We start from the raw sequence: 21,753 nt of genomic DNA, 5'->3' as shown, positions 1-21,753 counted from the left end.
ATATAGTCATGTCTGAATTCGAAAAACTTACTGATAAAATCAATTTAATTGGTTCTCCAACAGAAAATGAATTTACTGAAAACAAGTGGGAACTATTTGAAAATACTAATGGTATAAAATTCCCTGCAGCTTATAAAAACTTCATCAATTATTATGGTACAGGATGTTTATGCGAATTAATTTGGGTTCTTAATCCCTTTTCCAATTCCAAAAGATTTAATCTATTATCTTATTTAGAAGATAAGAAAAAAGCTTTCACAACCTTTGAAGAAATTACTAAAGAAAAATACCCTTATTCCCTTTTTCATGAAGGAAAGGGAATATTACCATTTGCCTTTACTGATAATGGAGACACTTTTTACTGGGAAATTACTTCTTCAAAATCGAAAGAATATAAAATTCTATTATTTGACGGTCGTGAATTATTGATTGAAGAATATTCGATTGGTTTCTCAGAACTGCTATTACAAATTTTAAATAAATCCTTAAAAACTAATATTATCAACAAGGATGATATTAGAGGCTGTAATTTCAATCCTCTTTCTGTTTAATAAATATATATCTTAAATCATTAGTTATAAAAAGATGGAAAACCTATTCACCTTCCTAAAAAACCAATTCGTATTTCAGCTTGACATTGTTTTTCAGGCTCCAAATCCATTGGGAAAACCGGTTTTGAATCCAATGGATGTAACTGGTTTTATCAACGAGTTTAGTATCGAAAATAATCTTACCGAAATTGATATGCTGCTATTGGCACTGGCACTTGTTCCTCATGTGAAACCGGATTTCCTAAGTTCGATTATTGCCGATTATTTACCTAACGGAGGGGAATTACCTGAGTTTGGAGGTATCAAAACCAAGAACCATCGCGGCATCCTGCCTACGGGAGAAACTGCGCAGTTTTTAATAGCCGGAAATGATCTGGAGGAACGTATTTCATTCTATAATTACCTGCACAACCAATCATTTCTATATCAGAAAAAAATCATCCGAATCGAAACGGTTCCGGGTGGCGAACCCAAACTAAGCGGAATGTTGTTTTTAGAAGAGGAATACATCGAGAAATTCATTACCGGAAAAATCCTTAAACCGCAGCTTAGCAGTGTATTCCCCGCGCAATTAATCGAAACGTCTCTGGAATGGGATGATTTAGTGCTCAATACTACTACTCTAAATTATATTAAAGAAATAGAAACCTGGCTTAAATTTAATGAGATTCTGCTGCACGAATGGGATATGAAGTCCAAGATCAAACCGGGTTTCAGAGTGATGTTTTATGGTGCGCCGGGTACAGGGAAAACACTTACGGCTTCGCTCCTGGGGAAATATACCCAAAGAGATGTGTATCGAATTGATCTGTCTATGGTGATTTCGAAATACATTGGTGAAACCGAAAAAAACCTTTCGTCTCTATTTGATAAAGCAGCAGACAAAGACTGGATTCTCTTTTTTGATGAAGCCGATGCGGTATTCGGGAAAAGAACCAATGTTAGGGATGCCCATGATAAATATGCCAATCAGGAAGTATCGTATTTGCTGCAGCGGATCGAAAATCATCCCGGACTGGTTATTCTGGCTTCTAATTTTAAAGCAAATATTGATACCGCATTTACCCGAAGATTTCAATCTATAATTGAGTTCGAAGTACCATCCTATCGCGAGCGTTTACTGTTATGGCAAAACAATCTGCCTAAAGGAATCAGAATTGATGATGATGTGAATCTGAATGAACTATCAAAAAAATACGATATTACAGGCGCGAATATTGTCAACATTATTCAATATGCCTGTCTTAGAACACTAGAAGATGAAAACGAAACTATCAACCTGCATCATCTGCTACAGGGAATTAAGAAAGAATATGCTAAAGAGGGGAAAATGATGTGAAAAACGCCCCCTGCTCATTCAATTAAGCACTAATAGGGGGCATCAAATTTCAGTCTTACTTATATATACCTATTAATTATATTCTCGAAGAGCTCCTGTTTTCCGCTTTGCAATTGTATTTCCCCATTTTCTTTAGCAATGGTATATAAATCGGTAAGATTCAGCTTGCCATCTTCGAATTCTTTACCTTTTCCGGTATCAAAAGAACTATAGCGTTGTGCCCTAAGACTTTCGTAAGGCGATGAGGTAATAATTTTATCAGCTGTTAATAAGGCTCTCGCAAAAATATCGGCCCCGCCTATATGTGCCAGGAAAATATCTTCGATATCGGTAGAGTTTCTTCTTATTTTGGCATCAAAATTTACTCCGCCACCCTGAACACCACCTGCTTTAAGGAAAACCAGCATAGCCTCTGTAACCTCCTGAATGTTATTAGGAAACTGAGCCGTATCCCAGCCATTATGATAATCACCCCTATTAGCATCTATACTACCCAACATCCCGGCTTTTGCAGCCACTTCGAGCTCATGCTGAAAAGTGTGCTGGGCCAATGTAGCATGATTGACCTCGATATTTAGTTTAAAATCTTTCTCTAAGCCATATTCACGCAGAAAACCTATTGTAGTAGCACAATCAAAATCATACTGATGCTTAGACGGTTCCATAGGCTTGGGTTCTAATAAGAAACCACCTTTAAAACCTTGTTGTCGTCCATAATCTCTTACCTGGGTTAAAAACTGTGCCATGTGGTCTAATTCCCTAGCCATATCCGTATTCAGCAACGACAAATAACCTTCGCGGCCACCCCAGATCACAAAATTCTCCCCATCTAAAGCAATGGTGGCATCTAAGGCTAACTTTACCTGTGCCCCTGCTCTCGCCACTATATTAAAGTCAGGGTTGGTAGCTGCGCCATTCATATACCTTGGGTGCGAAAAACAATTGGCTGTACCCCATAGTGCTTTAATTCCTGTAGCATTTTTTTTCTCTTTCAGATAGTCCGTCATAGTGGCCAGACGTAATTCAGACTGAGCAAAAGTCTCTCCTTCCTGTACCAAATCAAAATCATGAAAACAAAAGTAGTCGAAACCCATTTTGCTTATAAATTCAAATGCCGCATCTGCCCGGTTTTTGGCTGCCCGGATAGGTTCCTTATATTCATCCCAAACAAAACTCCGCGTTCCACCTCCAAACAAATCAGAACCATGACCACCAAAGCTATGCCAATACGAAATGGCAAATTTAAAATGCTCACGCATCGTTTTTCCTGCAACTATCTGGTCTGGATTATAATATCTGAACGCCAAAGGATTATCTGATTCCTTTCCTTCAAAATTAATTTGACCAATTCCTTTATAAAATTCTTTAGCTCCCGAAACCCCCATCACTATCTATTTTAGTATTACTATTGCCTCCTTTTTTACTACTTAAAATTAGAGAATAAAGATATAATTTTAATCTCTATTTATGTAATAAAAACACTTCTTAATCCTACCATCGTGAGCGATTATGAGCGCATCAAAAGGGACTCCATAAACAACTCATTCCCAAAAGAATGAAAGCAATCTAAACCTAATCGAATTGGTTATTTTTATTAGGTATTAATAATTATAATAAATCAATGGCATATTGTTATTATTTAAATCATTGCCTATACTTACTGATGGAAAGCCAGCATAAAATATCCTATATAAATTCTGCTTTTCCTAAATCATCTGTAGCGTATTCTAAGTCATACATTTCATTCGGAATTATAAAAACTTCTCTTTTCAGCTTATAAACAGTCTTTTTAAGATTGGGAATAAAGGTGTTTACACCATATAATGCTTATTCCCGGTCTTAAACCCCGTTGTTGAGGTTCCGAACCCCGTCGGTGACGTCTCGAACCCCGTCGGTGACGTCTGGAACTCCGTCAGTGAGGTTCTAAACCCCATCGGTGACGTCTGAAACTCCGTCGGTGACGTCTGGAACCCCGTCGGTGACGTCTGGAACCCCGTCGTTGAGGTTCGGAACGTCACCAGTGGGGTTCAGAACGTCAGTTTTGACGTCTGGAACGTCGTCAGCGGGGTTCGGAACGTCAACGACGGGGTCTGGAACGTCATCAGTGGGGTTTGGAACGTCATCAATGGGGTTCGGAACGTCATCAGTGGGGTTCGGAACCTATCCAATGGGGTTCGGAACGTCAAAAATGACGTCTCGAACCTCGTTTTTGACGTCTGGAACCTCAATTTTGACGTTCCGAACGTCGTTTTTGACGTCTGGAACCTCATTTTTGACGTCTGGAACCTCAACTTTGACGTTCCTAACGTCGTTTTTGACGTCTGGAACCTCAACTTTGACGTCTGGAACGTCGTTTTTGACGTTCCGAACCTCAACTTTGACGTTCCGGACCTCATCTTTGAATGTTTTTACTGAGAATGAAAATCTTTTCCCTAAAACGTTGGTGTTATTCAATTAACCCTATAAAGACTCCAACACATTCATTCAAAAAAAACCTATAAGGGTAGCTTCAAAACGCTAATGGCTAAAGCTTTTTCGTCATAGATTAATAGGCTAATCCCAACCCTTATAAACCGGAGGTCCTAAAATAATAATTCAGAAAAAAGCGTTAAATGTTGCACTACAAGTTCCTATTTCCCTCAAAAAAAATATATTTGTTTAAACGAAAAGAGTGCTCTCTTTTATACGAAATAGTACAACGCTGCCCAAACAGAATGGTATGGATAATGATAAATTTATTTTTTGTCTTGAAGGTGTTCCTGATGTAGAGGCAAACCAGACTACAATGGTCGTTAAAATCCTCGAAGAAATTGCTTTGAACCAAGGTATTAACAGCATCTACAAAACCTGTGATACGATTGAGGGTCTTGAAGAAAGTCTGCAGGCATTGCTGTACCGGGATCATCATTTTGAAGATTATGAAATCATTTATCTGGTAATGAAAGGACAGGAAAACAACATCTGTCTTCACGATTATTATTATAGTCTGGAAGAAATAGCCGAACTGTTTGAAGGTAAAATGAAAGGCAAGATTATTCATTTTGCAAACACCAAAATTCTGGATCTGAATCCCGAAGAATCTCAATATTTCCTTGATATAACAGGAGCGTATGCCATTTCCGGATATGGTTCAGGCTATAACAAAATAGCAAGCAGCAGCACACTTGACAAAACATTTTTCAGTTTATGTCAGGAACATGATGACGTAGTCGATATTGTAGAAGCATTACACGAAAAACATTATGCTTTGTGCAAACTGCTCGATTTTAGATTATACTATTAAATACTTAAAAACCAAGTAATTGTATTGTCTTTTTGAAACAATAAAAGGCTAATATGAATTGTCCTGTAATTTCTCCCGAATAAATATTTTGATAACGAATAAAACAATTGATAATTTTTGCTGCAATTTGTTTATTTTTGGCAAAAATATACTACACTATATTTTTAAAATTTAAAAACTTCAGGACACAAATGATTTATAGACGTAAAAAGAAAAATCCAATATTAAACAAACTTTGGCTTCCTTCATTACTATTCTTTTTATTCTTTATTTATTTTATTCCTCAGGATATATTATATCCTAAATATAAAATTTGTATCTGGATACTCTTTACAACCATTATTATACTTCTTCCTTTTTTGGTTTTTAAAACTTTGAAGTCTTTAAAGTACAAGATAAAGACCATGAAAACGTTTAGCATTTGCGTTCTGTCTATCATCATCGTTATACCATCGTTTGGTTTGTTTCAGAAAGTCCGAAAGGAAAAGGATTTAAAAGAAAAAGGGAGAACCATAAACTCCTGTGTAATTGATAAGAAAGAATCGGGAAAGCATTATTATGTCAAGTGCAGCTATGTGGTTGATAATACTGAATATATTACTTTTCATCATACAGATACCAAAAACAGTTACCATCTTGGCGATTCGATAAAGCTGGTTTATAATATCGAAAACCCTAATATGTATGAATTGGTGTTTGAAACCCCTAAACGTCAGCTTACATTACAAGATAAGAAATAGTCTGTTCTATATATAGTAAAACCCCTTCAACAGTAATTGATGAAGGGGTTTTGAATTTTAATAGTAACAGTAGTGTTATTCGCCTAAAATATAGAAGCTGAAAGTTTGACAATTGAGATTTAGATACGCTGCAATTGCAAATCGTTTTTTCGTAATTGAATCAAGCTAATCGTGATAATCATTCCGATTACAGACATTCCTACCCCAATAAGATTAGGAGAAGCATAGCTGTAACCAGCCGCCAAAGGCAATCCGCCAAGAAAAGCTCCCAGAGCATTCCCTATATTAAAACTTCCCTGCAAAGAAGCAGAGGCAATCATCTCGGCTCCTTTAGCCGTGCGAATCATCAGCATCTGGATGGGGGCTATAACTGCGAAAGAAATACAGCCTGTTAAGAAAGTTAAAAACAAAGAAGCATATTGATTTGATGAGAAAAAGTAAACCAAAACTAAATCGACAGCCATTACAAACAATAAGGCTAATGTGGTAGGTGCGGGCGAAAATTTATCAGCCAGTTTACCGCCTAGAAAATTACCCACTACCATTCCGAAACCTGCGAGGATTAGAATATAAGAAACATCTTCGGGAGAAAAATGAGAAACATTAATTAGCAAAGGTGCGATGTAACTAATCCAGGCAAACAAGCCGCCGAACCCGATAGCTGTGATTCCTATAATTAACCAGGCTTCGGTTTTTCTGAAGAATTGCAGTTGTGTTTTCATATTAACAGTTTCGCCTTTATCCAGATTGGGCATCCATAAATAAATAAAAAGGAAAGTCAGTAACCCAACAATTCCGATTAATACAAAAGTATATCGCCAGATAAAATGGTGCCCTATGTACGTACCAATAGGTACTCCTATAAGATTGGCCAATGTTAGTCCAGAAAACATAATAGCAATAGCCTGGGCCTCTTTGCCTTTGTCTGCCAATCGGCTTGCTACTACTGCTCCTACCCCAAAAAAGGCTCCGTGCGGCAAGCCCGAAAGAAATCTGGAGGCGAATAAGATTTCGTAATTGGGTGCAATAATAGAAAGTGCGTTGAAAACAGTAAGCATCATGGCTAATATTAAAAGCATTTTCTTGGGCGGGAAATTTCTTCCGATAATAACTAATAAAGGAGCACCGATGACAACTCCCAATGCGTAAGACGATATTAAATATCCGGCCACCGGAATCGAAACTTTCATATCTGAGGCAATATCAGGCAACAAACCCATCATAACAAATTCGGTTATACCAATAGTTAAACCTCCTAATGATAGCGCTATAAGACTTTTTTTCATAAGATTGGATAAGAAAGTATTAGACTTTCTATGCTGCAAATTTACATCCACAGCATCAGAAATAAATTGTACTTTTGCGATATAAACTTGTAAAATTAAGTTATGACAAAGCTAAATCAGTTTCAAACCCTTTTGATTGATGAATTTGAGGAAGATAAATTTCATCTTCCGCTGCATTCTCATACCTATTATGAAATCATTTACATCAAAAAAGGTAGTGGCATTCATCATTTAAACCATAACTTATTGCCTTATAAGTCAGGTGACCTGTTTGTGATTTCGCCGGAAGATGAACATTATTTTGATATCCGGAAAACGACCCGGTTCTTCTATATTAAATTCACAGACAGTTATTTTAATTCGAAACAAAACCTAACCTGCGATGAATTTCTGGTTCATACACCCGAAAGTTTCATGCGCGACAAAACATTAAAAGAAACCGTACTAAAGCTGGATGATCCGTGCAAAACGATTCTAAAGAATACAATAGATAACATCGCTGCCTACAATTGTAAAACGGATGTTTCGACTTCGCCCATAGTGTTTTATCAGATTCTTTCGATCTTTGGATTAATCAAAGAAACTTTACGGGGTCTGAACCTTGTGGTCAAAGGCAATTCTATTGATAACGAGCAAATAACTTCGTATATCCATCAGCATATTTATCAGCCAAAACTCGTTCAGATAAAAGCCATTGCAGATCATTTTAATATTGCGCAAACGTATTTCAGTGCTTATTTCAAAAGGACTTTTAATATTAGTTATCGTGATTATATTCATAATCTAAGAACGACGCTCATTGAAAAACGATTTCATAACAACCAATTGCCCATTAAGCAAATTGCACACGAATTTGGTTTTACCGATGAAAGTCATTTATCGAATTATTTCAAGAAGCGAAAAAACATGAACCCAACCGATTTTAAAAGGCTTTAGTTTTCTGTTAAAACAAAAAATATGAAATTATATATCAAAAATATGGTGTGCAGCCGTTGCAAAATGGTGGTTAAAGCTGAATTCGAAAAGCTGGAGATTGAACCCATTTCGGTAGAATTAGGTGAAGTGGAACTTACAAAACCAATTACTGAAACCGAGAAAGCAACGTTGCTACAAAACCTTCAGGCTTTGGGTTTTGATTTGATTGATGATAAAAAAAGTAAAACGATCGATAAGATTAAAACACTTATTATCGAGCTGGTACATCATCAGAACAATGAATTAAAGACTAATTTATCTGATTATCTGGCGCAGGAGCTCCATCAGGATTATAATTCGCTAAGCAATCTTTTCTCAGAGGTAGAAAACAATACGATTGAGAAATATTTTATTAATCAGAAAATCGAAAAAGTAAAAGAGCTGATTATTTATAATGAACTTTCGCTAAGCGAAATTGCGGATATGCTCAATTATAGTAATGTGGCACATCTGAGCAATCAGTTCAAGAAAGTGACGGGTTTTACTCCTACTTATTTTAAAAATCTAAAGGATAAGAAAAGGATACAGATTGAGAATTTGTAGGTGTTTTTTTTGCCGCAAAGGCACTAAGGCTCAAAGAAATTAAATTATAAAACTTGGTGTCTTTGTGGATTCGTGGCAAATCTTTGCGGTTGGATTGTCTTTTGCCGCAAAGGCACTAAGACTCAAAGAAATTAAATTAAATTATAAAACTTGGTGTCTTTGCGGCTTCGTGGCAAATCTTTGCGGTTGGCTTGTCTTTTGCAGCAAAGGCACTAAGGCGCAAAGAAATTAAATTATAAAACTTGGTGTCTTTGCGGCTTCGTGGCAAATCTTTGCGGTTGGATTGTCTTTTGCCACAAAAACACTAAGACTCAAAGAAATTAAATTAGATTGTAAAACTTGGTGTCTTTGCGGCTTAGTGGCAAATCTTTGTGGTTGGCTTGTCTTTTGCCGCAAAGGCACTAAGGCGCAAAGAAATTAAATTATAAAACTTAGTGTCTTTGCGGCTTCGTGGCAAATCTTTGCGGTTATATCAATTTAGTAAATCTTGCAAATCATACCCATAATTTTGCAACAGTGAGTAAAGTATAGTTCGGAAATTTGTATGGAATTAAATACTACTACCATGACACATACCTATCAGCTCACCGGAATGACTTGTTCCAGTTGTGAGGACAAAGTAAAAAAAGCACTTTTATTGGTCGAAAATATATCAGATGTCGAAGTATCAAAATTAGAAAATACGGCAACCATAACGATGAGCAAACATGTTGCGCTCGCAGATTTGCAAAATGTTTTAGACAAGAAATATCAGATTTCGGCTCTTCATCATAATGAAATGACGGAAGAAGCAAGATCCTGGCTGGCAACTTACAAACCTATTCTACTCATTTTCTTTTACATCAGTCTGGTCACAATAGTGATTCAGCTTACGAATCATCATTTTGATTATATGCAGGCAATGCGGCATTTTATGGCGGGATTCTTTCTGGTTTTTTCTTTTTTTAAATTACTAAACCTAAAAGGATTTGCAGAAAGCTATGCGATGTATGATGTTCTGGCAAAGAAAATTCCGGTTTGGGGTTATGTTTATGCATTTATCGAACTCGGTTTGGGAATTGCCTTTTTAATGAATTACCAACCACTAGTTACCAACATCATAACGTTTCTGGTAATGAGTATAAGTATCGTAGGGGTTTTACAATCGGTTTTGAATAAGAAGAAAATTCAGTGTGCTTGTTTGGGAGCCGTTTTTAATTTACCCATGAGTACCGTAACCATTATAGAAGATGGTTTGATGATTTTGATGAGTCTTATTATGCTATTTATTATGCTGTAACAGGTAAAATCAGAAGTATAACGTAACAAAAAAGACCTCGATTGAGGTCTTTTTTTATGCTTTTATAGAAATAATTATTGTTTTAATCGAACGCTCCATTCGAAATCCATTTCTGAAACCTGGATTCCTTTTTCGTCTGTTCCGATAGATTTCATCCAGAAAGTTTGCCCTTCGCCAGTTTCGATTGTTTTTTGAATGGCTTCGGCGATTAGATGTCCGTCGTTGCAGACAAATGTGATTCGGCCCGTTGCTTTTTTGGTAAAGTTTCCTTTGTTGTTGGCTACTAACATCGAGATTTTCTTTCCGCTTTCCTGAATTTGAGAAATCACCAAAGCTCCTGTTGTAAGCTCTGCAGCCATTGCCTGTACCGCAAAATACATAGAATTGAATGGATTTTGGTTGATCCAGCGGTGTTTTACACTTACGGTACAACTTGCTGCACTAATTGCTTTTACACGAACTCCGCAAATGAATGCTGACGGTAATTTGAATAATACAAATTTATTGAGTTTTGAAACTGAAACTGCCATTGGATATCTTTTTTTGGTAAAAATACAAAAAAACTATGCACGCACAATATATTGATTACACTTTCCTGAAAAGTCAACAGAATCAAGTGTTCTGGATGATTTTCAATGAATTATAGATAGTTTTAAAATTTCAACTATGTTAAAATTTTGTTAACATTTGGTACTATGCGAAACAAAGTACTGTCTTTTAGATATATATTTGCATAAGAAATTACTATATACTTTTAATCATGGAAACAACAACACCACTCATCATGGAAAACACATCAGAAAAGAACATTGCAACGTTTACGCATTTAAGTGCATTAAGTCAGTATTTTATTCCGTTTGGGAATTATATTTTCCCGATTTTGATCTGGACGAATTATAAGGAGAAATCAGAATTTGTGAATCACCACGGAAAACAGACATTGAATTTTCAATTGAGTTTATTGCTTTACACTTTGGTTTTAGCCTTGATCGCTATTCCGATTTTTGTAGCAGTCGTTTTGAAAAACATTCCGATTGGGACTTTTATGTATAATGAAAACGTCGTGATCAAAAATTTTAACTTTGAAGGCAATATTGCTTTATTAAGTATTGGAGCAACGGCAGTTTTACTTTTTTTTATATTAAAAGTTGTCGAATTCTTTCTGGTTATTTATGCTGCTATAAAAACTTCGAACGGAGAGTTGTATAAATATCCTATGACGATTCCTTTTATAAAATAGTTCTTTCTGGCTAGAAGTTGGAAGTTAGAAGTTAAAAGTTATTATGAATACGGGACCCCTAGCCCTGATAGCAGCGGCATCCTTTTGTGGCGGGGTTCGCCACAAAAGATAAAGCGGATAGCAGGAAATAGCTCCTAAAAAATTCAATCATCAATCATCAATCATCAATCGAAAAACGAATTGTTCAATCTAAAAAAAACAAAATGAAATTATGAACATTGAAAACACAAAAGCACAGATGCGCAAAGGTGTTCTTGAGTTTTGCATCTTATCTGTATTGAAAGAAAAAGACGCTTACACCTCTGAGATATTAGACACTTTGAAAAACGCAAAATTACTAGTTGTGGAGGGGACAGTTTACCCGCTACTAACCAGGCTGAAAAACGACGGTTTGCTTAATTATCGCTGGGAAGAATCGACCTCAGGGCCACCACGAAAATATTATGGATTAACCGAAATAGGACAAACTTTTTTAAACGAACTTAGCGGTACCTGGACAGAGTTGTCTGATGCCGTAAAACTAATCACCAATCAACAAAATCAATAGTCATGAACAAAACAGTAAATATTAACTTAGGCGGTATGTTTTTTCACATCGATGAAGATGCATATTTAAAATTGACGCGCTATTTTGACGCAATAAAACGTTCTTTGAACAGCTCATCTGGTCAGGATGAAATTATTAAAGATATTGAAATGCGTGTTTCTGAATTACTTACAGAAAAACAAAAAAGCGACAAACATGTTGTGGGCTTGAAAGACGTTGACGAAGTGATTGCGGTGATGGGACAACCTGAAGACTACATTATTGAAGACGAAGAAAGAACGAATCAATCTTCTAATTACAGAACGGTTCGAAAAAGCAAAAAATTGTACCGTGACAAAGAAAACGGTTTAATAGGTGGAGTTGCCACTGGTTTGGGACATTATTTTGGAGTTGAGGCAGTTTGGATAAAAGTGTTGTTCCTGATATTTGTTTTTGCAGGTTTTGGAACTGGAATCCTGGCTTACTTTGTATTGTGGATTGTAACTCCTGAGGCGGTTACAACCTCAGAAAAACTAGAAATGACGGGAGAACCGGTAACCATCTCGAATATCGAAAAAAAGGTTCGTGAAGAAATTGAATCATTGTCGGATAAATTTAAAAATGCTGATTATGACAAAATGGGAAACCAGGTAAAGTCGGGAGCTGAGAGAATAAGTAGTTCGTTTGGAGACTTTGTGATGACGGTTTTTAAAATCTTCGCTAAATTTTTAGGTGTGGTGTTGATTTTGTCTGGAATTTCGACTTTGATGATGCTTCTGATTGGGGTTTTTACTTTAGGAACTAATCTTTCGATGGATTTTCCCTGGCAGAATTTTGTAGAGGCGGGTAATTTTACAGGATATCCTATCTGGTCATTTGGTTTATTGATGTTTCTTGCTGTTGGGATTCCGTTTTTCTTTTTGACACTTTTGGGTTTCAAATTGTTAGCGCCTAACATGAAATCTATCGGAAATATTGCAAAATATACTTTGTTAGCTATTTGGATTATCGCGGTTGCGATTGCGATTAGCATTGGAATTAAACAGGCAACTGAAATTTCTCATGAAAATAAAACAGTTGAGAAAAAAACAATCAACATCACGACAAAAGATACTTTGTTTGTAAAGTTTAGATACAACGATTATTTTGCCAAAGATCTTGATCACCATAACGATTTTGAATTTGTTCAGGATTCTGCTAATAACCAATTGATTTATTCTACCGATGTTCGTTTGCATGTTATTCATACTGATGAGGCGACTCCTTATGTACAAATAGAGAAAAGTGCAAGAGGAAATTCCTTTACTGCTGCTAAACAAAGAGCTGAGAAAATCAATTATAAAGTTCAGATTAACGGGAATCATTTAGTTCTTGATAATTATCTTTTGACTGATGTGAAAAATAAATTTAGAGATCAGGAAGTTGATGTATATTTGTACTTACCAGAAGGACAAGTGTTTAAACCAGACACTTCGATTCAGGATTATGATGATTCAGACGATTCGTTCTTTAATTTACATTTTAGCGGCAACTATACTTATAAAGTTGTAGGTTCTGAAATTAAATGTTTGGATTGTCCTGCTGATGAAAACGATCATGATGATATTCAAGAAAACATAAACGAAATTGACAACGATACTGTAAAAGAAGTTTCGATTAAAATAAACGGTAAAGAAGTTTTAAACAGCAAAAAAAGTTCAGGAAAATTAACCACTGACAAAGACGGAGTGATAATCAAAATTAACTAAAGCCATGATAAAAATAATCATTCATATTACGAAATTTATAATTGCAACGATTACCGCATTATTATTTGCTTCCTGCAATTTTGTAAACACCATTGAAGGTAGTGGGAATGTTACCAAAGAAAAAAGAATGGTACAGGGCGATTTTAAAAAAGTGTCTGTAAACAATGCCATAGAATTGGTTATCGAACAAGCTGCCGTAACCGAAATTGTGGTAGAAGCCGATGATAACATCCAGAACGACATTAAAATTTCGGTTCATAATGGAACTTTAGAAATTCACAGCGAACACGGAAATTTTAGTAATGCTACAAGACGAGTAATTGTAAAAATGCCCATTATTGACAAAATTGAAGCGTCGAGCGCCGCAACTGTAAAAAGCCAAAGTGTTATTGAAGGTCAAAATATAGAATTAGAAACTTCAAGCGCTGCTAATATGGACATAAACGTGGAGTCTGACAACATTTCTCTTGATTCTGGCAGCGGAAGTTCTATTAATATCGAAGGAAAAGCATTGACTCTTAAAACTTCGGCTTCCAGCGGTTCTACTATTGATGCCAAAAGATTATTAGCCAACGAAATCGATGCGGATGCTTCTAGCGGTGCAAGTCTAAACATTCATCCAATTGTACGTTTGAAAGCTGAAGCCTCCAGCGGAGCAAGTATCAATTATGATACAACTCCTAAAATAATCGAAAAAAATACTAATTCTGGCGGAAGTATTAATCAGGGATAAAACTTAAAATAGTTTTAAATTATAAAGAAATCATTCATCAAAAGTGGATGATTTTTTTATATTTGTCTAAAATCAAATTACAAGATGATGAAAAAGAATACTGTTATTATCCTGCTTTTATTAGTTTCGAGTTTAACTTTTGCACAAAAAAGAGAGAAAATTAAAGGATCTAAAGTGGTGACTATCGAAAAAAAAGAAGTAGGCGATTTTGATGCTTTAGAAGCCGATGATAATCTGGAAGTGTATCTGGAAAAAGGAGAAAAAAACGAAATAAGAATCGAAGCCGATGATAATCTTCACGAAATTATCGGAATGGATTTAAGAGAAAGAACACTTCGATTATATACTTCAAAAGAATCTACCATTTTCAAAAAACTGATTGTAAGGGTTACTTACACAAGCTCACTTACTAAAGTTATCGCAAAAAATGAAGCTAAGATTTATGCTATTCAGGAATTACAATTAGATGACCTGACCTTTAATGCAGTAGATTATGCCAAATTATATCTGAATGTAAATGCTAAAAAATTTAGCTTAATTGTTGATGATAAAACCAAAACAGAACTGAATTTAAAATCTGATGATGCTAATTTTCAGTTAAGCAAAAATGCAATTGTAAAAGCATTAGTCACTGCTAAAGAATTCAAATGTGATTTGTACCAAAAAGGAACGGCAACAATTGAAGGATTTGTAGAAAAAGGGACTATTCGTCTGGACAATAATGCTGTTTTTACAGGACCGAAACTTTCGATAAAAGAAGCTTCAGTTGTGGCTGAAAGTTATTCGACTGGAAATATTTTTGCCGAAATAGCAATTTCATTAGCCGTAGGAGACAAAGCAGAAGTATCTCTTTTTGGAAACCCAAAAATAGAATTGACCCGTTTTTCTGAGGAAGCCAAATTGATTAAAAAGGTGAAGTAACTCAGGTTTCAGATTTCAGACATAAAAAAGTCCCATTTGTGAAACAAATGGGACTTTTTAGTTTATAATGTTCTTCAGATTACCATTTCAAAAAAAACTTGAAAACTGAAACAATACTTTTACTCTTTTGCAGCCAAATAACGTTCTGCATCCAAGGCCGCCATACAACCTGTACCTGCAGCGGTAATGGCCTGACGATATACATGGTCAGCAGCATCACCAGCTACAAAAACACCTTCTACATTTGTTTTTGATGTCCCTGGAGTATTTACGATATATCCTGTTTCGTCAAGAGTGATATAATCTTTAAAAATATCTGTATTGGGTTTGTGACCAATGGCTACGAAAAATCCGGTTGCAGGAATTTCAAATACTTCACCAGTCGTTTTATTTAATGCTTTGATTGCATGAACTACATTTTGGTCTCCTAATACTTCAATAGTATCGTGGTTCATCAAAATTTCGATGTTTTCGGTTTTGCGAACGCGCTCTTCCATAATTTTCGAAGCTCTGAATTTTTCGCTTCTTACTAACATCGTTACCTTTTTACAAAGCTTTGATAAGTAATGCGCTTCTTCACAAGCTGAATCTCCTGCTCCAACAATTACGACTTCCTGATTACGGTAGAAAAATCCGTCGCAAACAGCACAAGCAGAAACTCCACCACCCATTTGTAAATAATGTTGTTCTGATGGTAATCCTAAATATTTAGCCGAAGCTCCTGTAGAAATAATAACCGTTTCGCAGTGCAATTCGATTTTATCGTTAATCCAAACTTTCTTAATATCTCCTGAAAAATCAACTTTTGTTGCCCAGCCATCACGAATATCCGAACCAAAACGTTTTGCTTGTTCCTGCAATTGAATCATCATTTCTGGCCCCGTAACACCATCAACATAACCTGGGAAATTTTCAACTTCGTTAGTAGTAGTCAACTGTCCGCCTGGCTGCATTCCTTGATATAAAACAGGATTCATATTAGCTCTGGCTGCATAAATTGCAGCAGTATAACCTGCAGGCCCAGAACCAATAATAAGACATTTAATTTTTTCGATTGTATCTGACATAGTATATTTAGTTTTAAGAGTTGCAAATGTAAACTTTATTATAAAAATTTACACCCAAATCAAATCCTAAATAACTATCTTAAAATAAGTTTTATTTATTTTGAGATTTTCCTTTTGTAAAAGGAATTTATTACTATATTTGCATCCGCTTACGGGGTGTAGCGTAGCCCGGTTATCGCGCCTGCTTTGGGAGCAGGAGGCCGCAGGTTCGAATCCTGCCACCCCGACAAAAGTCTTTTCATTTTTCTGAAAAGACTTTTTTTTGCTTTAAAATGAATTCTTCAATGCTTAATAATTATAGCAAAAAGCCTATTATTGCCCGTTAAATGTAAACCTTGCGAATAGTCGAAATTTACTTACAGTAAAAAATATTTTACTTCACTCCGGTTTTTTAGTAAGTCTGTGCAAACATTAAGTGATAAGATTCTGGAATAGCTTTAGCATTATGAATTAGCTTAACTTGATCTAAAATATATCTTTAAATTTAGGAATTAAATATTAAATTAGCATTCTATCATACTGGCTATTAAATATTTGTAAATTTTTAACCCGATAGACAAACCAAGCCATAATTTCATTGAGTTTAATGCTAATAAATGAACAAAAAAATATCCGTTTAATAACATTCATTGATACCGAAATTGAACCAACAAAAGGCAAAATCCTAGATATTGGTGCAATTAAAGAAAACGGCAATCAATTCCACAAAGCATCTTTAGGGGATTTTGTTCAATTCCTCAAAGGGGACGATTATGTTTGTGGGCATAACATTTTGGCTCATGATATAAAATATATAGGTAAAGCAATTTATGATGCTAATATTAAGTCTTCAAACATAATTGATACACTATACTTATCCCCTTTGCTTTTTCCTACAAAACCCTACCATGCACTATTAAAGGATGACAAACTTCAGACAGAAGACACAAACAACCCTTTAAACGATTCGATAAAAGCAAGAGACTTATTCTATAGTGAAGTAGCCGCTTTTTGGCAAACGGATGAAACACTTAAAGAAATTTTTTATCTCCTTTTAAGCCATACTAAAGAGTTTGGAGTTTTTTTTCGATTTGTAAATTACAGAAGCATAAGCCAAGACATAGAAGCCTTAGTTAGATTAAAGTTTCGTAACGATATTTGTGAAGATGCAAACCTAACTAAAATAATAACTGAATACCCTATTGAATTGGCTTATTGTCTGGCATTGATTAATTCATTTATAATCCATAAAAAGGTTCATTCTATAACACCTCAATGGGTTCTAAAGAACTTCCCTGAAGTAGAGCGCATAATGCTATTATTACGAAGTAAGCCTTGTATAATAGGCTGTGTTTATTGTAATAACGCCCTTAATATATACAAAGGATTAAAAAAATTCTTTGGTTTCGATTCCTACCGAACTTATGGCGGTGAACCGCTTCAGGAAAAAGCTGTTAAGGCAGCAGTAAATAACAAATCGGTACTGGCGGTTTTTCCAACAGGTGGAGGAAAATCAATTACATTTCAGGTTCCGGCACTTATGAGCGCTGAAAATACTAAAGGGTTAACCATCGTAATTTCTCCGCTTCAATCGTTAATGAAAGACCAGGTTGACAACCTTGAAAAAAATGGAATAACCGAAGCCGTTACTATTAACGGACTATTAAACCCAATTGAAAGAGCTAAATCATTTGAAAGAATTGAAGATGGTTCTGCGTCTATTCTGTATATTTCTCCAGAATCACTGCGCTCTAAGACTATTGAAAGGTTAATTTTAGGCAGGAAAGTAGCCCGTTTTGTAATTGATGAAGCACACTGTTTTTCATCATGGGGACAAGATTTCAGGGTTGACTATCTATATATCGGGGATTTTATAAAACTAATTCAGGAAAAGAAAAATCTGGAGGACAGCATACCTATATCTTGCTTTACCGCAACGGCCAAACAAAAGGTCATTGAGGATATCCGAGATTATTTTAGCGAAAAGTTATCGCTGGATCTTGAAGTTTTCACTTCAAAAGCATCAAGGACTAATCTTCAATATAAAGTTTTTGAAAAGGAAAATGAAGAGGGAAAATATTTGACAGCTCGGGATTTAATTGAAGAAAAAAACTGCCCAACAATTATTTATGTGTCCCGAACTCGAAAAGCTTATCTACTTGCAGAAAGGTTAGCAAAAGATGGCTTTAGTGCAAAACCCTACCATGGCAAAATGGGCAAACAGGAGAAGACCGAGAATCAGGATGCTTTTTTAAATGGCGAAACACAAATTATGGTAGCCACTTCTGCATTTGGTATGGGAGTAGATAAAAAAGATGTAGGTCTGGTCATACATTATGAAATATCCGACTCACTTGAAAACTATGTACAGGAAGCAGGGCGAGCAGGCAGAGACGAAAATATTTCAGCCGCTTGTTTTGTTCTTTTTAATGAAGAAGACCTTAGCAAGCACTTTATTCTGCTGAACCAGACCAAACTTTCGATAAAAGAAATCCAACAGATATGGAAAGCCATAAAAGACATTACAAGATTCCGTTCTAAAGTTTCTAATTCAGCATTAGAGATTGCCCGAAAAGCAGGTTGGGATGATAATGTAGTAGAAATAGAAACCCGTGTAACTACAGCAATTGCGGCTCTTGAAGATGCCGGATATCTTAAACGCGGGCAGAATATGCCGAGGGTGTTCGCTAACAGCATTTTATCCAAAAATGCTCAGGAAGCGATTGATAAAATAAACACTTCAGAAAAATTTGAAGAAAAGCAGAAAGAGCATGGTGTACGTATTATAAAAAAACTCTTTTCAAGCAAAAGCAGAAAGGAAACCAGTAACGAAACTGCCGAATCAAGGGTAGATTATATTAGTGATCATCTAGGTATTGTAAAAGAAGAGGTTATTAATGTGATAAATTTGTTACGTGAGGAAAATATTCTGGCAGACGCAAAGGATTTGACTGCATTTATAAAGAAAGCAGACAATAAAAACCGTTCTCTTACTATTGTAGAAATATACGGCAAAATTGAAAACTTTTTACTTCAGGTTTTCAATGAGGAAGAAAGTATTTTTCATTTGAAAGAATTGAACGAGGATGCAGAAAAAAATGGTTGCGAGGCTGTAAATACTAATAAACTAAAAACAATAATTAACTTTTGGTCTATTAAAAACTGGATTAAAAGAAAAAACCTGGAACATACTAAGAACCATATTGCCGTACTCTGTCTTCAAAGTAAAGAGCAATTAAAGGATAAGCTTGAAAAGCGACATGAACTTGCGACATTTATCGTTGGATTCTTTTATGACAAAACCGTCAACGAAACGATAAATAGCCAGACGGATAAAGATGAAATTTTAGTGGAGTTTTCAGTACATGAACTAAAGTCCGCTTATGATCGCAGCTTTAGCCTCTTCAAAAAAGAAATAAGCATTGATGATATCGAAGACACCTTGTTTTACCTTTCGCGAATTGAGGCAATAAAAATAGAAGGAGGCTTTCTTGTTGTGTATAACCGCTTAACCATTGAGCGAACCGAACAAGATAATAAAAAACGCTATACGAAAGAAGATTATCAAAAGCTCAACCAGTTTTATGAAAGCAAAGTTCAGCAAATCCACATAGTAGGTGAATATGCCCAAAGAATGATTACCGATTACAGAAATGCACTTCAGTTTGTAGAAGATTATTTTCAACTCAATTATAGTTCTTTCTTAAACAAATATTTTAAAGGGAGCAGACAAAATGAGATTAAGCGAAATATTACGCCTGCAAAATTCAGACAATTATTTGGGGAACTGTCTCCCACACAGTTGAAAATTATTAATGATAACGAAACACAGCACATAGTTATTGCTGCCGGTCCAGGTAGTGGAAAAACAAAAGTATTAGTTCACAAACTAGCTTCACTCCTATTGATGGAAGATGTTAAACATGAGCAATTACTAATGCTAACATTTTCAAGGGCTGCCGCTACTGAATTTAAAAAGCGTTTATTAAAACTGATTGGTAATGCTGCAAACTTTATTGAGATTAAGACATTTCATTCGTACTGTTTTGATCTTTTGGGGAAGGTAGGCACTTTAGAAAAATCGGCAGATATTTTAAAGACCACGGTTGAAAGAATTAAAAATGGAGATGTTGAGGCGAATAAAATTACTAAGACTGTTTTAGTGATTGACGAAGCTCAGGATATGAATGCGGATGAGTTCGCTCTTATAAAAACATTGTTGGAGCAGAATGAAGAGATGAGAGTTATTGCTGTGGGGGATGATGACCAAAATATTTATGAGTTCAGAGGAGCGAGCTCTAAATATCTTGAACAATTCATTTATGACAGCAAGGCCATAAAACATGAATTGGTTGAAAATTACCGTAGTAAAAGTAATCTGGTTACATTTTCGAATCAATTTGTCCAGCAAATTCAACACCGCCTAAAAGAAACACCGATTATCGCTAATCAAACCGATAACGGAAAAATCAAGGTCGTTTCATATCAAAGCAATAATCTGATTACACCTCTTGTAACCGATATAGCTAGCACGAATCTTTCTGGAACTACATGCGTACTGACAAAAACTAATGAGGAGGCTATAAAAGTTACGGGGTTACTTTTAAAGAATAGTATCAGGGCAAAACTAATACAATCTAATGATAGCTTTAGTTTATATAATCTTGTTGAAGTTCGGTTTTTACTAAATAAAGTAGATTTAGGAGCTGATATTTACACTATCAGTGATGAAGTCTGGAACACTGCTAAACGAGATCTAATCAACACCTTTCATAACAGCAATAAATTAGAAATTTGCCTGAATATCATCAAAGATTTTGAATCTACTAATCCTTACAAAAAGTACAAATCTGATTTAGATGTTTTAATTAAGGAATCTAAATTAGAGGATTTTTATAATGAAAACGGAGAAACAATTTTTGTATCAACCATTCATAAAGCCAAAGGTAAAGAGTACGATAATATATTCCTTTTGCTTGAGAATTATAATCCAGCTACAGACGAAGCTAAGCGACAATTATATGTAGCAATGACTAGAGCGAAACGCAATCTAAATATTCACTTAAATGCAAATTATTTCAATCATTTGGTTGCGGAAAATCTTGAACAAATAAACGATTTTAAAATTTACACTACACCTGATAAAATTGCGATACATGCAACATTAAAGGATATTTGGTTAGACTATTTTATTAACAAACAGGTTTTAGTTTCGCAACTGGCGTGCGGAGAAATGTTGCATTTTAATGGCGATGAATGCCTAAATTCAAGTGGTCAATCTGTTTTGAAATTCTCAAAGCGATTCATTGAGAAAATTGAAGAAATGAAATCAAAACACTATGAACTAAAAAGTGTAAATGTCAATTTTATATTGCACTGGCTCAAGGAAGGAACTTCGGAAGATATCAAAATAATCTTACCCGAGCTTTATTTTGAATCCATTGAACATAAGTAAAATTTAGATATTGTTTTTGTTAGAAAAAATTACTCTGAACCCATGATATTCACAAGGATCATAATGTGCATGTTTTTCAAATAATAAA

General features: G+C 35.3%; 18 protein-coding genes and 1 tRNA gene. 14 read left to right on the top strand and 5 right to left on the bottom strand.

Annotated elements, in window-relative coordinates; genetic code table 11:
• The first annotated feature begins 8 nt into the window (after positions 1-8).
• Positions 9-551, top strand: a complete 543-nt coding sequence (locus tag GON26_RS09675; RefSeq protein ID WP_160374601.1) for an SMI1/KNR4 family protein — start codon at positions 9-11, stop codon at positions 549-551.
• Between the two features lie 34 nt (positions 552-585).
• Positions 586-1,890 carry an ATP-binding protein gene (locus GON26_RS09670; protein ID WP_160374600.1) on the top strand — a complete coding sequence of 435 codons (1,305 nt, stop codon included), beginning with the start codon at positions 586-588 and terminating at the stop codon, positions 1,888-1,890.
• Between the two features lie 59 nt (positions 1,891-1,949).
• Here GON26_RS09670 and xylA read toward each other — a convergent pair whose 3' ends face one another.
• Together xylA and GON26_RS09660 are read right to left on the bottom strand one after the other, a co-directional pair.
• Positions 1,950-3,275, bottom strand: a complete 1,326-nt coding sequence (gene xylA / locus GON26_RS09665) for a xylose isomerase (protein WP_160374599.1) — start codon at positions 3,273-3,275, stop codon at positions 1,950-1,952.
• A gap of 775 nt (positions 3,276-4,050) precedes the next feature.
• Positions 4,051-4,344, bottom strand: a complete 294-nt coding sequence (locus tag GON26_RS09660) for a hypothetical protein (protein WP_160374598.1) — start codon at positions 4,342-4,344, stop codon at positions 4,051-4,053.
• Between the two features lie 265 nt (positions 4,345-4,609).
• Here GON26_RS09660 and GON26_RS09655 point away from each other — a divergent pair, with 265 nt between their 5' ends.
• Complete coding sequence (locus tag GON26_RS09655; RefSeq protein WP_160374597.1) at positions 4,610-5,173, top strand: DUF6642 family protein; 564 nt, start codon at positions 4,610-4,612, stop codon at positions 5,171-5,173.
• A 404-nt stretch (positions 5,174-5,577) separates the two neighbouring features.
• The gene (locus tag GON26_RS09650; protein ID WP_160374596.1) at positions 5,578-5,913 is read left to right on the top strand and encodes a hypothetical protein; all 336 of its coding nucleotides are present in this window, start codon (positions 5,578-5,580) and stop codon (positions 5,911-5,913) included.
• Between the two features lie 119 nt (positions 5,914-6,032).
• On the opposite strand, the gene GON26_RS09645 is transcribed toward GON26_RS09650, so the two are convergent.
• A complete protein-coding gene (locus GON26_RS09645; RefSeq protein WP_160374595.1) occupies positions 6,033-7,199 on the bottom strand; it encodes an MFS transporter in 1,167 nt (388 codons plus the stop codon).
• A gap of 102 nt (positions 7,200-7,301) precedes the next feature.
• Here GON26_RS09645 and GON26_RS09640 point away from each other — a divergent pair, with 102 nt between their 5' ends.
• The 3 genes from GON26_RS09640 to GON26_RS09630 all read left to right on the top strand — a co-directional run bounded on the left by GON26_RS09640 (position 7,302) and on the right by GON26_RS09630 (position 9,996).
• On the top strand, positions 7,302-8,135 hold the full coding sequence (locus GON26_RS09640; protein WP_160374594.1) for an AraC family transcriptional regulator: 834 nt from the start codon (positions 7,302-7,304) through the stop codon (positions 8,133-8,135).
• A 21-nt stretch (positions 8,136-8,156) separates the two neighbouring features.
• Complete coding sequence (locus tag GON26_RS09635; protein WP_160374593.1) at positions 8,157-8,717, top strand: helix-turn-helix domain-containing protein; 561 nt, start codon at positions 8,157-8,159, stop codon at positions 8,715-8,717.
• 565 nt (positions 8,718-9,282) lie between these two features.
• Positions 9,283-9,996 carry a heavy-metal-associated domain-containing protein gene (locus GON26_RS09630; protein ID WP_160374592.1) on the top strand — a complete coding sequence of 238 codons (714 nt, stop codon included), beginning with the start codon at positions 9,283-9,285 and terminating at the stop codon, positions 9,994-9,996.
• 74 nt (positions 9,997-10,070) lie between these two features.
• Here GON26_RS09630 and GON26_RS09625 read toward each other — a convergent pair whose 3' ends face one another.
• Positions 10,071-10,526, bottom strand: a complete 456-nt coding sequence (locus GON26_RS09625) for a DUF4442 domain-containing protein (RefSeq protein ID WP_160374591.1) — start codon at positions 10,524-10,526, stop codon at positions 10,071-10,073.
• A gap of 230 nt (positions 10,527-10,756) precedes the next feature.
• On the opposite strand from GON26_RS09625, the gene GON26_RS09620 reads away from it, so the two are divergent.
• The 5 genes from GON26_RS09620 to GON26_RS09600 all read left to right on the top strand — a co-directional run bounded on the left by GON26_RS09620 (position 10,757) and on the right by GON26_RS09600 (position 15,164).
• Positions 10,757-11,236, top strand: coding sequence for a DUF4870 domain-containing protein (locus tag GON26_RS09620; protein WP_160374590.1), 480 nt, complete (start codon positions 10,757-10,759; stop codon positions 11,234-11,236).
• 211 nt (positions 11,237-11,447) lie between these two features.
• Positions 11,448-11,783, top strand: coding sequence for a PadR family transcriptional regulator (locus GON26_RS09615; RefSeq protein ID WP_133507917.1), 336 nt, complete (start codon positions 11,448-11,450; stop codon positions 11,781-11,783).
• A 2-nt stretch (positions 11,784-11,785) separates the two neighbouring features.
• Positions 11,786-13,510: a PspC domain-containing protein gene (locus tag GON26_RS09610; protein WP_160374589.1), complete on the top strand. Its 1,725-nt coding sequence runs from the start codon at positions 11,786-11,788 to the stop codon at positions 13,508-13,510.
• Between the two features lie 4 nt (positions 13,511-13,514).
• Positions 13,515-14,243 carry a head GIN domain-containing protein gene (locus GON26_RS09605; protein WP_160374588.1) on the top strand — a complete coding sequence of 243 codons (729 nt, stop codon included), beginning with the start codon at positions 13,515-13,517 and terminating at the stop codon, positions 14,241-14,243.
• 87 nt (positions 14,244-14,330) lie between these two features.
• Entirely contained in the window at positions 14,331-15,164 is an 834-nt protein-coding gene (locus GON26_RS09600) for a GIN domain-containing protein (protein ID WP_160374587.1), read from the top strand.
• Between the two features lie 119 nt (positions 15,165-15,283).
• On the opposite strand, the gene trxB is transcribed toward GON26_RS09600, so the two are convergent.
• Complete coding sequence (trxB, locus tag GON26_RS09595; protein ID WP_160374586.1) at positions 15,284-16,231, bottom strand: thioredoxin-disulfide reductase; 948 nt, start codon at positions 16,229-16,231, stop codon at positions 15,284-15,286.
• Between the two features lie 152 nt (positions 16,232-16,383).
• Between trxB and GON26_RS09590 the strand changes: the two genes are divergently transcribed.
• Positions 16,384-16,458, top strand: a tRNA-Pro gene (locus GON26_RS09590).
• Positions 16,459-16,817: 359 nt separating this feature from the next.
• Positions 16,818-21,665, top strand: a complete 4,848-nt coding sequence (locus GON26_RS09585) for a RecQ family ATP-dependent DNA helicase (protein WP_202110858.1) — start codon at positions 16,818-16,820, stop codon at positions 21,663-21,665.
• Positions 21,666-21,753 lie beyond the last annotated feature (88 nt).

The organism is Flavobacterium hydrocarbonoxydans, assembly GCF_009789235.1.
Classification (GTDB): Bacteria; Bacteroidota; Bacteroidia; order Flavobacteriales; family Flavobacteriaceae; genus Flavobacterium; species Flavobacterium hydrocarbonoxydans.
This window is presented reverse-complemented; position numbering and strand designations above follow the sequence as displayed.

What these genes read in the sequence shown, in the direction of transcription:
- xylA (WP_160374599.1), bottom strand. Translation starts at nt 3,275, where the DNA reads ATGGGGGTTTCGGGAGCTAAAGAATTTTATAAAGGAATTGGTCAAATT.
- GON26_RS09640 (WP_160374594.1), top strand. Translation starts at nt 7,302, where the DNA reads ATGACAAAGCTAAATCAGTTTCAAACCCTTTTGATTGATGAATTTGAG.
- GON26_RS09630 (WP_160374592.1), top strand. Translation starts at nt 9,283, where the DNA reads ATGACACATACCTATCAGCTCACCGGAATGACTTGTTCCAGTTGTGAG.
- GON26_RS09620 (WP_160374590.1), top strand. Translation starts at nt 10,757, where the DNA reads ATGGAAACAACAACACCACTCATCATGGAAAACACATCAGAAAAGAAC.
- GON26_RS09675 (WP_160374601.1), top strand. Translation starts at nt 9, where the DNA reads ATGTCTGAATTCGAAAAACTTACTGATAAAATCAATTTAATTGGTTCT.
- GON26_RS09625 (WP_160374591.1), bottom strand. Translation starts at nt 10,526, where the DNA reads ATGGCAGTTTCAGTTTCAAAACTCAATAAATTTGTATTATTCAAATTA.
- GON26_RS09635 (WP_160374593.1), top strand. Translation starts at nt 8,157, where the DNA reads ATGAAATTATATATCAAAAATATGGTGTGCAGCCGTTGCAAAATGGTG.
- GON26_RS09670 (WP_160374600.1), top strand. Translation starts at nt 586, where the DNA reads ATGGAAAACCTATTCACCTTCCTAAAAAACCAATTCGTATTTCAGCTT.
- GON26_RS09645 (WP_160374595.1), bottom strand. Translation starts at nt 7,199, where the DNA reads ATGAAAAAAAGTCTTATAGCGCTATCATTAGGAGGTTTAACTATTGGT.
- GON26_RS09600 (WP_160374587.1), top strand. Translation starts at nt 14,331, where the DNA reads ATGAAAAAGAATACTGTTATTATCCTGCTTTTATTAGTTTCGAGTTTA.
- GON26_RS09610 (WP_160374589.1), top strand. Translation starts at nt 11,786, where the DNA reads ATGAACAAAACAGTAAATATTAACTTAGGCGGTATGTTTTTTCACATC.
- GON26_RS09605 (WP_160374588.1), top strand. Translation starts at nt 13,515, where the DNA reads ATGATAAAAATAATCATTCATATTACGAAATTTATAATTGCAACGATT.
- GON26_RS09650 (WP_160374596.1), top strand. Translation starts at nt 5,578, where the DNA reads ATGAAAACGTTTAGCATTTGCGTTCTGTCTATCATCATCGTTATACCA.
- GON26_RS09615 (WP_133507917.1), top strand. Translation starts at nt 11,448, where the DNA reads ATGAACATTGAAAACACAAAAGCACAGATGCGCAAAGGTGTTCTTGAG.
- GON26_RS09655 (WP_160374597.1), top strand. Translation starts at nt 4,610, where the DNA reads ATGGATAATGATAAATTTATTTTTTGTCTTGAAGGTGTTCCTGATGTA.
- trxB (WP_160374586.1), bottom strand. Translation starts at nt 16,231, where the DNA reads ATGTCAGATACAATCGAAAAAATTAAATGTCTTATTATTGGTTCTGGG.
- GON26_RS09585 (WP_202110858.1), top strand. Translation starts at nt 16,818, where the DNA reads ATGCTAATAAATGAACAAAAAAATATCCGTTTAATAACATTCATTGAT.